Annotated in this window: 6 protein-coding genes; 1 reads left to right on the top strand and 5 read right to left on the bottom strand. The window is 47.5% G+C overall.

From position 1 onward, the window contains the following. Positions 1–1115: 1115 nt before the first annotated feature. Complete coding sequence (locus tag GX419_07355) at positions 1116–1400, top strand: septum formation initiator family protein (protein ID NLI24503.1); 285 nt, start codon at positions 1116–1118, stop codon at positions 1398–1400. Here GX419_07355 and GX419_07350 read toward each other — a convergent pair. From GX419_07350 to GX419_07330, 5 genes are all read right to left on the bottom strand, one after another. Next, positions 1390–2673, bottom strand: coding sequence for a glycosyltransferase family 2 protein (locus tag GX419_07350; GenBank protein NLI24502.1), 1284 nt, complete (start codon positions 2671–2673; stop codon positions 1390–1392). The two genes, GX419_07355 and GX419_07350, sit on opposite strands and share 11 nt — an antisense overlap. A 10-nt stretch (positions 2674–2683) precedes the next feature. After that, a complete protein-coding gene (locus tag GX419_07345; protein ID NLI24501.1) occupies positions 2684–3298 on the bottom strand; it encodes an OmpH family outer membrane protein in 615 nt (204 codons plus the stop codon). A 116-nt stretch (positions 3299–3414) separates the two neighbouring features. Beyond that, the gene (locus GX419_07340; GenBank protein ID NLI24500.1) at positions 3415–4407 is read right to left on the bottom strand and encodes a PorP/SprF family type IX secretion system membrane protein; all 993 of its coding nucleotides are present in this window, start codon (positions 4405–4407) and stop codon (positions 3415–3417) included. Positions 4408–4533: 126 nt separating this feature from the next. Beyond that, a complete protein-coding gene (locus GX419_07335) occupies positions 4534–10476 on the bottom strand; it encodes a PKD domain-containing protein (protein ID NLI24499.1) in 5943 nt (1980 codons plus the stop codon). Between the two features lie 55 nt (positions 10477–10531). Beyond that, entirely contained in the window at positions 10532–16528 is a 5997-nt protein-coding gene (locus tag GX419_07330; protein NLI24498.1) for a PKD domain-containing protein, read from the bottom strand. Positions 16529–16737 lie beyond the last annotated feature (209 nt).

Genomic DNA, 16737 nt, shown 5'->3' with positions numbered 1-16737 from the left:
GTGCGGGCTGAGGCCGGGTTGGTTATGGACGATAGTTTGGGTACCCTCCGAAGAGGCCTCAGCCTTCAATCGTGGAGACTTTTTTTGGTTACTTTTTTGTGTAGCTGACAAAAAAGTAACTCAGGGTTCGGGGTGAAACCCCGCATAACCCTTTTCATAAAGACCCCTACCTTCATCCTTAATGCAAGCATCACAGAAAATTAGTCCTTCACTAAATATTTTGCGGGTATTAAGGGCAAATCCCGACTTTGGCGTGGGGCCCTCTGCCGCAATTCTACGCATTCAGGCATTCACAACAGCCTGAGCTACTTGTTTTGCCTTGGCCAACGCGCATGGGGTTTGCGTTCATAAATGAAATCCCTTTTTGGAATGAGACTTGGCTCATATTTGTGTTCTTGCTCTTTGCGTTTCTTAACATGTTTAAAGGAAGCTTGTTTGAGAAAAATGGAACGAAAACAGCACGAAACCGTAGGTTTCGAACTCCAATATCCATAGTTACATCCATGGTAAATTGAAAGCTAACCTTTTCAACACCGGAGGTATTGAAGAATACTGCATATATTCTGACTTCATGCGGTGAAAATTCAGGAATTTGGTTCCATCGGGATTTGCCCGGATGCTTGCGCGCAAGGAAAACACACTGCGTATCAGTTCGCTTCCCTCCTGATGCGCAATCCGGGCCTAACCCACATTGCTCATGAAAACATTCGCAATGTTCCCTGCGGGCCGCTTCCACTCCGTTCCAGCGGGATTTGCCCGGATGCTTGCGCGCAAGACCAACGCACTGCGCATCAGTTCGCTTCCCTCCTGATGCGCAATCCGGGCTTAACCGGCCGCTTCCACTTCGTTCCAGCGGGATTTGCCCGGATGCTTGCGCGCAAGGCCAACGCACTGCGCATCAGTTCGCTTCCCTCCTGATGCGCAATCCGGGCTTAATATCCACTGAAGAATGATAGTGACAATTCAGTTGTAACCAACTGATAATTTGATAAAAGAACTTTCCAACCGTAATAATTTTGCCTCACAGGTAATTTCTTCAACAACCCGTTGAAAACTCATTCCATATAAGAAATAATTCGTGCTAATTTTGCCGTATGCAAAAAGTCCGTCTGATACTGCAACGCTTACTGAGGCAACTAAAAAACAAATATGTTGCGGGGATCTTCCTTTTTGTCATCTGGCTCATGTTTTTTGACCAGAATAACATGATTGACCGGTACAAAACCCGTCGTCAGCTCGAACGCCTGAAGGCTGACAAAGCCTACTACCTGAAAAAAATTGCAGCCGATTCGGCCCGGCTCGAAGAGCTGAAATCAGATGCCGATCATCTCGAAAAGTTTGCCCGGGAACAGTATCTGATGAAAAAAGACAATGAAGACATCTTCATCATTAAGGAATAACCTTCGTGTAACCACTCCTGTCGGCTGTCCTGAAAAGAAAAAGCAGTTCGCCTGCTGTCAGTGGTTGCCCCGACGGGCGGCTTCCGTCATATTTCATCAAATCCGGAACCGCTTCTGATATTTCTTTTTTCTGATAGAACGTTTCATGGGCGGCGTTCAGGAATTTAATAACACGGAACACATTGAACCACCTGAAGAATCGTTTGGAAAATGATGCTTCGGTTGCAGAATTCGTTCGGCATTCATCCATAATTTCAGAAAACTCGGCCAGGGTAAGAAATTCCGTAAGAGGAAGCGGCAGATTATGGTAAATTTCTCTGATTGTTTCTCTGGAAGAACTATACAAAAGGGGAACCCTGCCGAACAAAGCACTCAGGTCTCTGAAGGCATCGAAATGATAGGTCATCCACCGAAGTTCGCCGGTGAGAAGCATTTTGCGAACAGCCGCACCGGTGCCGAAGGGAACCCTGTCGCTCGGCCTGGGGGAAAGATGAATGCATGTACCATTGATTTCCCCGTAGTTTCCCAGAGGGATAACTTTGTGGAGAAAGTAAAAGTCTTCTCCTGCCTTTCGTTTGTTCATACCGCCCTGCGCTGTATATGTACCGGCTCTTACCGCAAACGATGAGCCAAGGGTCTGAAACGCATGGGGATGACCTGCATAGCGCAATGCCCTTACAAAATACCGCAGGTGCAATTCATACCGGATGATAGATTCCGTTATTTCCTGTCTGATTCCTTCACCGATGAGGTCATGTTCAAAATAAACAGATGCCCCGGGTGCATCAGGATGCTGGTCGAAGAAGGAAAGAAGCTCCCGGAAAAAATTGGTTTCACACCAGGCATCTGCATCAAAGGAACCAATGATTCCTTCGGGACGGTTGACCGACCTCAGCCGGGCTGCTGCTATGTCCATCCCGATTTTTCTGGCCAGTCCCACACCTGCTTCCCTGAACGGCATATCAGGATAGCAGACAACATGCACGGGAATACCGGATGTGTTGGTATTCTGAAGAAACTGCAACAACTGATCCTTCGTTTGAAGGGTCTGCTCCCTGATTTCTGCAGGATCCCTCTCGGAGGAATTAAGTACGACAATAATTTCAACTTCGCCAGGGCTGCAATGGGCCATGAGAAGAGACCCTACCGCCTTAAACAAATGTTCTTCCCTGTAGGAGGGAAGAACAACAACACAACGAAGCTCTTTTGACGGAGGTACTGACAGCGAATCCGATATGCGATGCTTCTGAAAATAAGCATCGGCAAAATCCATATTCCGAAATCTAATTTTTGGCCTTTTCAGCTTTGTATTTCTCGTTCATCTTCCTGATAACATCCCATGTAATGTCCAGGCTCTTATCGGCATAAAGAAGCCCGCCTCCATAGGAGTCAGAAAGTATGTAGGCATACTGGTGATCCTTGTTGTACTCTTTCAGAAACTCAACAATATCTTCATACAGCTTGCGGTTCATCACCTGCATTTCTTCGTTGAGCTGCTGATTATATTCCATCTGAAGCTGCTGGAAATTTTGTCCTTCGGCATTTAGCTGCTGCTCAATTTCCTGCATTTCAGACCTGAGCAACAACCCTTTCTGCACTTTTGACTGGTAATCGCTGATTTTTTTCTGCAGTTGAACCTGCTTGGTGCTCAGTTCGTTTTCGTAACGCTGCTGCTTGTCGGTAATCTGTTTTCTCAGCTCAAAAAAACGGTCATAATTGTTCAGCAAGGTGTCGGTATTGATGTAGGCTATTCTTACAGAAGCATTGCCTGAAAGCGAATCATAACCCTGTGCCATGATTCCATTACCGTGCTTTTTCCCTGAGGCAAAGAACAATATGTACAATACAATAACGGCAACAACAAGGATTCCATTAATAATAACCGGCCACTTTTTCATAGGGTTTTTATTTTTTCCGCCTGGAGAATTCAAAACATTCCCCTGACGTAGGTTAACAATAAAAATTTTGCCAAAAATATACCGGATAAATTAAAAAGCAAAACAAAAACGAAAGATTAGAACTCAGGACATGGAATAGCGTGAATTTTTTTCTTCCGGTTGGTCTGAAAATCCAAACTGAGGGAAATTTCATGGGCTCCGTGTGTTGAGGAAACCAGGTTTGATATGGTAAAATCGTAGCTGTATCCAATACTGAAGCCCTTCATTTTAAAGCCAACCAGCATGGCCAGTGCATCGCCACGTTCGGAATTGAAAGGGGGTATACCCCGGTACCAGAAACCAAGAACCAGCGGCACCTTATTCCAGTAAAGGCCTATATCGAGCTGTTTTTTGTTTTGCTGGAGCCGGAACAGATAGGCCAGTGAAACAGTTTCGTCAATGGGTTTCAGAAGCTTCCCCTGCCGTATGATCTGGAATCCTCCGAAAAAGGAAAACTTCATCGGGATGATTGCTTTATTGGCATAAAACGACTGGTCGGGCCGGAAGAGATGATCCACAGCAGCTCCTGCCCACACAGATTTTGAATAAATCAGCACAGAAGTTGAAGCATCAAAGGCTCCGATATTTTCCTGAGCAGGAGGGTCCTCAAATGTCGTACCGTTGCCTGTAACCAGCTGGTCATAAAAACGCAGGCGGTAGAAATCGATACCGTACATGGAATAAAGAAAATGCAGGCCGGGGCGCACATGCCATTCCTCAAATATCTGAAAATCATATGAATAAAGCACCCCTACATTGGTCATACCCAGTCTTCCGCTTCCTGCCATATCGCGCAATACAAGAACACCCAACCCGCTGTTGAAATTCGGGAAGAAATACTCATACGAGAAAGACATGGTATTGAATCCTCCGGGAATACCTGCCCACTGGTTCCGGTACATGCTGACAATACGCTGCTGCTTTGTAGCTCCTGCAAACGATGGCGCCAGATACAGCTTGTTGGCAAAAAACTGGGTAAACTGCGGGTCCTGAGCCATCAGGCTGGCCGTGAGCAACACACCCGTAGTCCAGAGAAAAACCAGCTTTTTTATTTTTGTTCCTGCTTTCATTATGTTCATTGTCAATCTCCGTCAGCAGAGAATCAAAGAACAGGTCAAATGTACCCAATTCTTTTATCTCATCATATTCAATTTATTATCAATTAGTTCATAAATCTAATAATTAATTAACAGGCGTCACTTTTTGTGGAGCAGGGTTACATCTCCTGAAAGCAGAAAGTTCCGCCCATTGATAAACTTGCCGGATGCTTTCCACACATAAACATCTTGTTTGCAGAGCCTGCCCTTATAATATCCGTCCCATCCCACATTGATATCATTGGTTTCAAAAATTTTCTCACCCCAGCGGGTATAGATTTCCATCCTGAATTCAACAACATTTCTGTGCTTTGGATGAAAAACGTCGTTGATATTGGCCCAGGGAAGGTTGTTGTAATCTCCGCCCGAAGGCCCGTTAAGATTGGGTGTAAAAGCATTTGGAAACTCAAGGATACCGGATTCTTCCACTGTTACAAAGCGCTCTCTGAGCAAGGTGTCAGGACAATTATGTTCTGTAAGCACAATAAGACGTATGTCATAACTTCCCGGCTGGATGTACTGATGCTGGGGCTGTTGTTCCACTGAGGTTGTCCCATCACCAAAATCCCACCACCACGAAACGGCATATTTTGATTTGTCGATGACTGTGATTTTATCATCAGGAAGCATGACCAGGCGAGGGCTTACGTCAAAATCAGCTTCGGGCAGCGGATATACGTTTACCAGAGCAAACGCATAGGCCACGCCACCGTCGCCAACAGCTTTCAGGCGTACCTGATAAATACCCGCATGCTGATACGTATGAACAGGCTGTTGACCGGTACCGACCGATCCGTCACCGAAGTCCCAGACAAACGAATCAGGATATGCATACAGGCATTGCATTGCGAAGGTCACTTCAAGCGGTTCGCATCCTGCGGCATCCTGGGTCAGGATTTCAGGCACCGGCACATGAGGCAGTATTCTGATGGGATGGGTAATGGTGTCGGCACATTGAGGATGCTGGGTATTGGTGGCAATCAGGGTAATGTAAAACCGGTTCTCATCATTGTTGGGACCCCATGCCGTATAGGTCTTCTGAAAGGAAGGCGATTGCGTGACGGAGGAAGTTCCGTCACCGAAATCCCACTGATAATCCCACACTGTTTGGTGATTGGAAAGATTGGAAATCGAAACCACCGGCTCCGGTTCGTATATCTGATGCGGAGGCGTCGCCAGAAACTCCGCTTCAGGCTGGGCAAACACCGTTACCTGATGCCGCACCGAATCCCGGCAATTATAAACGGAAGCAGCCTTCATCCAGACATCAAACGTTGCATCAACATCTGCGGGGTTCACAAACCTTTTTACCGGATTCACCAGCGAAGAAACCGAACCGTCACCAAAATCCCAATGAAAATACGCTGCATGAACCGATTGATTGGTAAATCCGGCCACAAAGGGACTGCACCCGGAACTGTCGTAAGTAAATTCAGCATGAACCTCAGGATAAACACTTATTGTCAGGGCACTTGAATCAATGCAATTCCGGTTGGTCTGTACCCTCAGGCGCAGGTTGTAATTCTGAATGGAATCGGCAGAATTATAATAAGTATGTGTCAATCCGGACTGGACAAACGTCGTATCATGCTGACCATCGCCATAATCCCAGAAAAAGACAGCACTGGTCGTATAGGAATTGTTCTGGATGGAGAGATTAAACGGAGGACAGTCGATGGTACGGTCAACATTGAAAATGGCACGGGGTTTATGGTACACATATACTGTTTTTTCAACCGAATCCTGGCAGAAATACTGTGATGTTGCAATGAGCTTCACCGTGCGGGTAATGTCAAAATCATTGTAGTTGTAAAAGATCTTCGTCGGATTTTCCAGGCTTGAACTGGTCTGATCGCCAAAATCCCATGCATAAAAGCCGCTGCTCCCAAGAAGTGCGGATCCTCTGAGGGAAGTGTTGGCAAACTGCACTTCCAGTGGACTGCAACCAGCCGAATCATAAGCAAAAGATGCTGTCACTTTGGGATATACGGTTACGGGACGAGTTACAGAATCGGCGCATCCGTGAATGTTATTAACCCGCAGAAAGGCATTATAACTTACAGGATCATCGTTCAGATTGGTATAAGGATGATCGAAAAACGGCGAACCATCGTTTGAATCAACAGAACCATTGCCGTCAAAATCCCAGGAAACCTGATGGATGCCTCCCATGGAGGTGTTTTCAAAGCGCAGGGGGAATCCTGAACAGACATCCTGGTCGTTCATTTTGAAATCGGCATCAACATAGGAATACACCGTAATATTCAGTGTGGTATCATCCGAGCAGCCGTACTGTGAAACCGAATGAAGGTGGATTGGATAAATCTGATCTGAGGCATCATAATGAACAAAGGTATGTTGGGGATTTTGAAGCTCCGAGCTGGCCCCATCACCGAACTCCCAGTAATATACCTGAGCTACAGGTATGTTTGACTGATTGGTCATTTGCACCGTAAGCGGATTGCATCCTGCCGTAACATCGGCCGCAAATGCCGCCCGTACTTCAGGATAAACCGTAATAGTTCTTTCCAGCGAATCGGCACATCCGTGCGGATTCTGCACCCTCAGTCTCAGCCCATGTACCTGCGGCGCAAGGGTTTGGTTCACATAAGTATGCGCAGGAGCTAAAACATTTGATACCGGTGACCCGTCGCCAAAATTCCATTCAAACTGTGATATTCCTCCCGATGAAGCATTGCTGATGGCAACAGCAAACGGCGAACAGAATGCATTGGTATCCACCGTAAAAGCCGCCTTAACAAATGAATATACCGTAATATCAGCCCGGGAAGTATCCGTGCATTGATCAGAAGAAACGGCTATAAGCCTTACCCGGTAAACAGTATCAGAAGACGACCGATTTTCAAAAACATAAATAGGATTGACATCCGATGAAGTTGCTCCCGTACCGAAATCCCAGCGGAATGAAGAAGCCACCGGCATATTGGAAGTATTGGAAAAATTTACGGTGAGCGGATTGCATCCTGCCGTCAACGATGGGTTAAATGCTGAAATAACCCGTGGGAACACTTTAACCGGCCGTATAAGGGTATCGGTACAACCGGCATGGTTGCGCACAACCAGGCGAAGGTTGTAGGTTTGTGTAACAGCCCCGGGGTTGGAGTAAGTGTGATTGAGTGTGGCGGAATTGCTATTGCTCAGAGGCGAACCATCGCCAAAATCCCATTCAAAATTGCTGATCCCGGGCAAAACAGACGACTGATTGCTGATGACAACCGGATAGGTGACGCACCCTTCATCCCGGTCAATGGTAAACCGGGCATCAATGTATGGATACACAGTAATGTTTCTGCTAAAAGTATCCCGGCAGAAATTGGCAGAGGTAACAATGAGCCGCACGGTAAAAGTTGTATCATTCCCCCCGGCATTCCGGAAAACCACAATGGGATCGGGATTGCTCGAACTACTTCCCTGCCCGAAATCCCAGTTCCATGTTACCTCAGCATTGTTCACCGGCCGGGTAAAGCTTACTGTCAAAGGATTGCAACCCTGAACAACATCCTGTGTGAACTGAGCTGAAACTTCGGGATATACGGTAACTGACCTGATCAATGTATCGGTGCAACCCTGCTGGTTGGTAACCACCAGTCGAAGCTGCCGGATCTGCACCAGACCGGTTGTATTCGTATAGGTATGGGTAAGCACCGGGGCGGATGAATTGCTGGTATTCCCGTCGCCAAAATCCCATTCATAGCTAACAATGGAGCTTTCTCCGACGGCCCGATTCTGGATACTTACCTGAAGGGGGGAACAGCCTTTATCAGGCCCAACGGTAAAATCAGCTTTGACAAAAGGCCTCACCGTAACCTGGGCAAAGGCAGTATCGGAGCAATAATAAGAAGAAGTGGCGATGAGAAGAATATTCCTGAGGCTGTCGGCAGGCCCGTAGTTTTCATAAGTGTGCACAGGCGAAACTTCAGAGGAAGAAGTATTGTCGCCGAAGCTCCATTGATAGGAATTGGCGCGGGCAGAAGTATTGGTAAAGGCTACCGTAAAGGGCGTACAGCCGGTGTTTCCGGGTGCCATATTGAATCCTGCTGTCACTTCAGGATTTATTGTGAAAGAGCGAATCAGTGTATCGCGGCATCCGTAAGTATTCTCTACAATTAATCGTATGTTTCGCAGCAGGGCAACGGGTCCGGTATTGATATAGGTGTGCGTGAGTACCGTATCAGCCACCTTGCTTTCGGTTGAGCCATAGGAAAATATTGTTCCGTCGCCCAGGTTCCAGTAATAAGTTTTTACTCCGTATGACTGATCCCTGATATTCAGGGCATAAGGAGCACAAGCCTGCGAGGTATCAATATTAAAACGGGCTTCTATTGGTCGGGCAACATCAATGCGGTACTTTACCGTATCGCTGAGGCCACAGGCTCCTGAAATGGTAGCGGTATAGATTACGGATGAGTCAGGCCGCGCCACAGGGACAGGACTGTAAACATCAGAAAGATATTTTCGCGGAGACCAGTCGTATGCTGTTCCCCCATGAGCTACCAGCTGTACTGTATCACCATAACAGATTCTTTTGTATGTGGTTCCGTCGGGGGAAATAAATCCTTCGAACCGGACAGAATTGAATTCCGAAAGCCAGGCATATCTTGCTCCTCCAAGGTTACTCGAAGACGACCATACCCCGTTCATTATGCCGATGTGAAAAAGATCCTGGGTGTTGGAAATTATGGTTCTGGTTCCGAAAGGAATGGTCGACAAAGGAACCGAGAGGTTGCGCAGGTAGGCCCAGTCAGTTCCCGGGATATCGGTAAACTGCGATGTTTCCAGAAGGCTGGAAGGCAGTCCGTTCAGCAGGAAGGAATCCTTGCCGGTTTTCCTTACAAGGATGTTCAGCTGAAGTGCCCCGGTATTGGAAGGCCGGCTAAATCCCACCTGCGAGGAACCCGTGCACCTGTCAGTAGGAGGCAGAAGGGCATCCCCGAGTTCGTTTCCAACTCCGGTAACCTGATAACAATAAAACGGCTGATTGGGGGAAGAAACAACAGCAATGTCGGTGCTCATGGGGTACACAAACGTTTCTCCCGCATTGATGGTAGCCACAAAAACACCGTTTATGTAAAGGGAAGTATTGTTAGCTACTCCCAGAATATACAGCCTTTCCTGAACCACGGGATTGGCAGGCGGTGGATTGTAATAATTGGTAGCGAGGCTGCCTGTCTGCAACTGCCCGCGGAATGCTATATATTGTTTGCCGAGCATGGTTACCGGAACAATCTGATCGCCCAGCAGGTCGCATTGTACCGGGTTCAGGGAATTGCCAACCAGGCTCTTTACCGCATCGTCCTTCACGGTAACGGCAATTTTCTTGCCTCCCTGGGCCACAATCCTCAGCCCGGCAAGATGATCATCAGCGGAACGCCCGTAAACATCATTGGCCAGTTTGGGAGTTACTTCAAGATTGTGCAGCCAGGCAGGTATGCCGGTAAACGTTTCACCCCGCATAAAAGGCCCGAGAATAACATGTCCTGAAAGAGGAGGACCTCCTCCGTTGTATAAACCTTTCCCTGCCGGAATATAAAGGTCAATTGTCGTATTGTCTTCGGTAAATACGATGTCAAAAGCCGAATAACCCTGTGTAGTCCATGTAGCTTCGTTCCAGTTCATCATATCGGTCTGAAAAGAAGTGTAAAAATCACTCCCAAGGGCATTCCGTCCAAAGAGGGTAAAGGTTTCAGGATTATTGGCCTTGTTCGATTCGAAAGTAACGTTGATGTAATTATCCGATACGATATGAAGCCCTTTATTGTTCTTCCCTCCGGGTTTCCATGTGTTCTGAATGATCCCGAGCCGGGCTGTCAGATCCACCAGCTGGGTGGTGAAAGCAGGTATGGTAATCTGGATTGGCGTAAACAACGGTTCTTTTGGCATGTCAATCGTGATGTGTGCCGGAAGGTCGTGCGTGGTAATATTCAGAAAAGTCTGGGGTGCTCCAGCTGAGGGATAATCCTGGGTAACAACAGGAACCACAAACCAGAATTCCCTGTCAACCTGGGCCTTTGTCATGCCCATGAAAGACGAAATAACCAAAAGCAATATAAACCTCTTCATCCACATAGCTGCCCGTCTAATCTTTTTTATGCAGAAGCGTGACGTCGCCGGCTTTCATAAACTCCCTGCCATTCCAGAACTTACCCTTTGCCTTCCATACATATACGTCCTGCTTGCAAAGCTTTCCCTTGTAGTATCCGTCCCATCCCACCATAACATCGTCGCACTCAAATATCTTTTCACCCCAGCGTGTATAGATCTCAAGATGGTACTCTTTGACACCTGCATGTTTGGGATGGAAAATGTCGTTGATGTTTTGATCGGTAAGATTGGCATAATGGCCGTCAGAAGGCCCTGCCATATTGGGAGTAAAAGCATTCGGAAACTCAATCATTCCCTCCCCTTCCACACTGATAATTTCAGGTTTGGTAATGGAATCAACGCATCCGTATTCTGACCATACGGTTAATTTAACGGTGTACTTTCCCAGCTTTTTATAAAGGTGCTCCGGATCTTTTTCGGACGAAAGGCCTCCGTCGCCAAAATCCCACAGGTAGGTAACCGCCAGCTGGGATTTATTGAAGCCTTTAACTTCCGCATCAGGCAGAAGGGCTACCCGGGGGGCTGCATCGAAGTCAGCCACCGGTGTGGGATGCACAATCACCGTTTTGTATGCGCTGTTTTTCCCTCCATCCCCGGTAACGGTAACCTGCACCGTATATGTTCCGGCATGCTGGTAAACGTGCACCGGTTCAACCTCCCTTGAAAAGGTTCCGTCTCCAAAATCCCAGTAGAATGAATCGGTATAGGCATACTGGTAAACCGTCTTGAAGCCAACTTCATACGGTTCACACCCGTTGGGGTTGTTGTTGGTAATTGCAATTTCAGGTACCGGAGGCATGATGCGGATTATGTGCGAAACCGTATCAGCACATTGTGGATGAAGCGGATTGTAAGCCCGCATGATGATATTGAATTCATTGTTCCGGTCATTCCTTCCCCACGTCTGGTAGGTTTTTATAAACTGCGGTGATTTGTCAGCCGAAATGGTTCCGTCGCCAAAGGTCCAATCATAATTCCATGCTGATTGCAAATTGGAATAGTTGGCAATCTGAACCTGAGGAAATGGCTTGAAGACCTGAAAAACCGGAGAAGGATCAAACTCTGCCACCGGCTGACCGTAAACGGTAACGTTTTTTACCAGTGTATCAGAGCAATTGTAAAGGGATGTGGCAATAAGCTTTGCGGATATTGGCAGATCGGACGCTCCGGTATTCACAAACCGTACAGAAGGATGCTCGGCAACCGATACCTTTCCATCGCCAAATTCCCATTTGTAGAAGTTTGCATTGAGGGAACGGTTGGTAAAAGTGGCTGTCAGCGGAGAACAGCCGGCCGCATCATAATCAAAGGCGGCCGTAACCATAGGATAAACACTTACTGTAAGAGAAGCTTCATCATCACATCCGTGGTTGCTCACAGCCCTGAGGTTCAGAAGGTATTCCGCCACATTGATCCCGTCGTTGGTGTAACGGTGTACAAAGGTCGCCTTTGATGAGGTATTCTGTTGTTGTCCGTCACCAAAGTCCCAGTAATAGGTTGCATTACTGGTAACAGAATTGTTGGTAATCTGAAGATCGAAAGGCGGGCAGGAAATCGTTCTGTCAACGGCAAAAAGTGCTTTGGGACGATGGTAAATCTGTACGGTTTTTGTTACTGAATCCCTGCACTGATAGGGAGAACTGGCCACCAGTTTCACCTGGCGCACAATGTCGGTTGAACCATAATTGAAATAGGTCTTAACCGGATGCAGGTCGCCGGATGTGCTTCCGTCACCGAAATACCAGTCATAATTCCCGGCTGAACCCAGAAGAGCATTTCCGTTCAGGGTCTGGTTGTCAAAATGTACCTCCAGGGGATGGCATCCGGCTGAATCCATTGTAAAACGGGCGGTAATCTTTGGATAGACCGTAACCTGACGAACAAGGGTATCAAAACATGCATGGGCATTTCTTACAACCAAACGCAGAGGCAGAACCAGCGGATCCGGGGTAAAGTTGGTATATGGCTGAGTGAAACTGGCATCAGACCGGTTTGAATCGTTTACGCCGTCGCCGTTAAAGTCCCAGAAGTACTGAACCACTCCTCCCCTGGAAGTATTGGTAATAGCAACCGACTCGTGCGAACAGATCTGAGGATTGGCCACTTTGAAATCAGCTTCAATATGTGCGAAGGCGGTAACGGGGACAATCGTATCATCGGTGCAACCGTGCACTGAAGTTGCCTGCAGCCTTACCAGCCATGTGCTGTCGGCCGGACCAGGATTATCAAATACAAACACCGGGTTCCTGAGAGAAGAAGTACCTTTATTGCCGAAGGTCCAGCTGTAAACATCAGCTACCGGCTCGTTGGATGTATTGGTGAATGATACGGTGAGCGGCTCGCATCCCTGAAGCCTGTCGGCTGAAAACGAGGCCCGCACTTCAGGAAACACTGTGACCTGCCGTTCCATCGTATCGGCACAGCCATGGTTGTTGCGCACAACCAGCCTGAGGTTTCTCACCTGATCGGCCAGGGTTTTATTAACATAGGTATGGGAGGGATTGGGAAACGCACTGGTGGTCCCATCCCTGAAATCCCAGAACCAGGAAGTAATACCGCCGGAGGAATTATTGGTGATCTGAACCGGAAAAGGAGAGCATTTGCTCGCCCGGTCAAGAGCAAAATCGGCATTGATATAGGAATAAACCGTTATCGCCATCCTCTGTGTGTCACGGCATTGATAATCGCTGGTGGCCACCATTTGCACACTGAATGTGGTGTCCTTGCTTAAAAAGTGCTCAAAGCGGTGAAGAGGATTCACTGCGCTGGAAGATACGCCGTCGCCAAATGTCCAGTAAAAACTGCTTGCTACCGGAATATTGGACGTGTTGGTAAACTGAACATCAAGAGGATTGCAACCGCTCTTATGATCGGCTGTAAAACCGGCTATGATCTTCGGATAAACTCTCACCGGTCGTATAAGGGTATCCCTGCACCCTCCCAGGTTGTTCACAATCAGCCTGAGATTGTATTGCACCGGGGCTGTGATATTATTCTGATAAGTATGCTGGTAAACCGGCAGGGGTTGGGAAGTAGTTGAGCCATCCCCGAAATTCCAGTCATAATTGCTTATTCCGGGATACTTTCCAAAGGAATTATTGGTAATAACCACCGGAAGGGGAGCGCATCCCTCGCCCTGGCTCACGGTAAATTCAGCCCTGATATTGGGATGAACTGTAACAGGTATAACCGTCGTATCGGTGCAGAAATGCTGCGAAGTAACCACCAGTCTGACATTAAAAACTGTATCGTACCCTCTGGGGCTGTTGTTAAGAAAAATATGCGACGGATTGGACAGGCTGGAGGATCCACCGTCGCCAAAATCCCATTGCCAGCTCACGGGAATGTTGTTCGAAGGCGGGGTAAAACTGACGGTCAACGGGTGGCACCCGATATTTCTATCCATTGTAAACGATGAGAACACATCAGGATACACCTTGATAGTGCGGGTCAGTGTGTCGAAACATCCGTTGCCGCTGCCGATAACAAGCCGCAGTGTTCTTGTCTGAATGGTATCGGTAACATTCGTATAGGTATGGGCAATGATTTTTGCCGTATCGTTGCTGGTGGTTCCGTCGCCGAAATCCCAGAATACTGTTTTGATGCCGGCACCACCCTGGGAATTATTGGTTATTGTGACGGTGTAAGGTGCGCATATTTCGTACGGACTTACTGTAAAATCGGCTTTCAAATAAGGGTAAACATGGATGTTTTTATAGACTGTGTCGTAGCAATAATATTGCGAACGGGCAACCAGACGGGTACGATAAGTTTGTTCCCTGTTGGTATAATTATTAAAGATATGAAAGGGAATTGTATCGGACGATGAGGCTCCGTCACCGAATTCCCATTGGTAAGCATCGGCATTTTTGGAGGTGTTGGTATAGAGTACCCCCAGGGGGTGGCATCCGGTATCGGGCATGGCAGTCATTTCAGCGGTTACCTCGGGGTAAACAATGACCGGGCGTATGAGGGTATCGCGGCATTGATCAGGATTTTCGACAATCAGCATCAGGTTGCGGGTTACAGCCGGCCGGGCCTTCTGCTGATAGGTATAATGGAAAACACTATCCCGCACTCCCAGGGTAGGTGAAATGGCTATAAACGAATATCCGTCGCCCATCTTCCAGAAGGATTTTTTCACTCCGTACGACTGATCCCTGATTTTGATCCGGAGGGGAGCGCATCCAAAGGTGGTATCAATAGTGAACCTGGCTTCCACCGGATTGGAAACCTGGATGGAGATCACCGTGGAATCAATCTGATCGCAGGCGCCTGAAACAAACGCCTTGTAGGTAATTGTCCTGGGTGGTTTTGCAACCGGGTACGCAATAGTAGAATCGGACAGATATTTGGTGGGAGTCCATCGGTAAAACACCCCACCCCGGGCAACAATCTGGGCTGAATTTCCAAAGCACAAACGGATATCCTGAGAACCGGATTCTGTAATATAGGCCTCAACCTTCAGCGGATTATAATCAGAAAAGTAACCGTAACGGGTACCGGAAGAGGGTCCACCCGAAATACATCCAAGGTGAAAAACATCTTTAGTATTACTGACCATTGTGGAAACATTTAGGGGAATAACTTTGTCCGAAATAGGGCCAATACGGGCATAAGCCCACTCAGTGCCGGGTACGTCAATAAATTTGGTAGAATCGAGCAGTGCATTGTAGGCCCCGTTGAGAAGAAACCCTCCTTTCGCTTTTTTGCGAACCATGATGTTAAGGTAAAATTGTTCTCCCGGGTAATGGGAACGGGTAAAGCCCACCTGTGTAGAGCCTGTGCACTGGTCAACCGGAGGAAGAACAGCCTCGCCCATTTCACATCCCCAACCTGAAATCTGGAGGCAGTAAAAACCGGAATCAGGGGTCCAGATTTTAACGTATTGTTCGGCCGAAGTCAATTGGTACATATACGACTGCCCTGCGTTGAGGGTTGCCCGGGGGGTCGCTTCGCTGTTTACGAAAATACGGGTATTGTTCCGTGTGGCCAGAGCATACACAACTTCCTGGTAGACCGGATTTGGCGGAGGAGGATTGTAATAGGTGGTATTCAGGTTCCCCACAGAAAGCTGGCCCTTCATGGCAATGTATGTTTTCCCGACGATATTCACCGGAACTGTCTGGTCGCCGGCCAGGTCATAACACCCGCCCACCAGAGCCTTCATTGAATCATCTTTCAAAGTGATGGCAACCTTTTTTCCGTTGGTTCTGATGCGCACTCCATTCAGGTGATCGGCACCTACCCGGCCAAAGTACTTGTCCCATGAGTAGTATCCGGTTTTCGGAATATAGGGGGCGTACTTCCGTATGGCCGGTGCGCCTGAGTAAGATTCCCCACGATGAAAAGGCCCCAGAACCACCGTCCCTGTAAGAGGCGGATTGGAACCATTGTATATCTGTTTTCCCGGTGGAATTTCGAGTGTGATAAAGGTATTATCTTCGGTAAAAGCAATTTCAAAGGAGGAATAAGCAGGTTCCTGCCAGGATGACTGGCTCATGTTGAACATCCGCTCCTGAAAAGAAACAAAAAATTCTGTCCCTAAGGCATTTTTCCCCTTAAGAGAAAAAATATCGGGATTGTTCTGCATGGAGCATTCGTAGTATACTGTTATTAAGTTGTCTGAAACAATGTGAATGGCTTTATTGCTCTTTCCCGGAATTCCGTCGCGGTAATCGTAACGGTTTTCCACCTGGGCTACATAAGCTGAAACGTCCAGCTTATAGGATGAATGAGCCGCCATCGAAAAAGTAAATACCGGAAACAACGGATTGGCCGGCATATCAACCCTAATAGTGGCCGGCAGATCAGTGGTGGTGAAATAAAAAAAGATAGGCGTTTCTCCGTTGTGATACTTTGTAATATCAGGCGCAACAAACCAGAATTCGCGATCGGTCTGGGCCGATACACCGGAAGGATGAAACCACATTCCGGCCAGAACTACCAGGGAAACAACGGTCCTGCGCACTAACGGGATGAATCGTTCACAAAAAAACATTTGTGTGTATTCCAAACCAGTCATTTTAATGTTTCATCATCGTCTGTAGTACTTTTACGCAAAAATGCGCAAATTTGTTGCTCACCTCCCTGCATTTTGACGTACATCCTGCACGTATTGACCGAACAATCCCCGATATAACACAAACAGTCTAATATACATGATTTTGCATTGCACGA

It is taken from the genome of Bacteroidales bacterium, from assembly GCA_012517825.1.
Lineage (GTDB): Bacteria > Bacteroidota > Bacteroidia > Bacteroidales > JAAYUG01 > JAAYUG01.
Note: the sequence above shows the minus strand (reverse complement) of the source record. Positions and strands in the feature narration are given on the sequence as shown.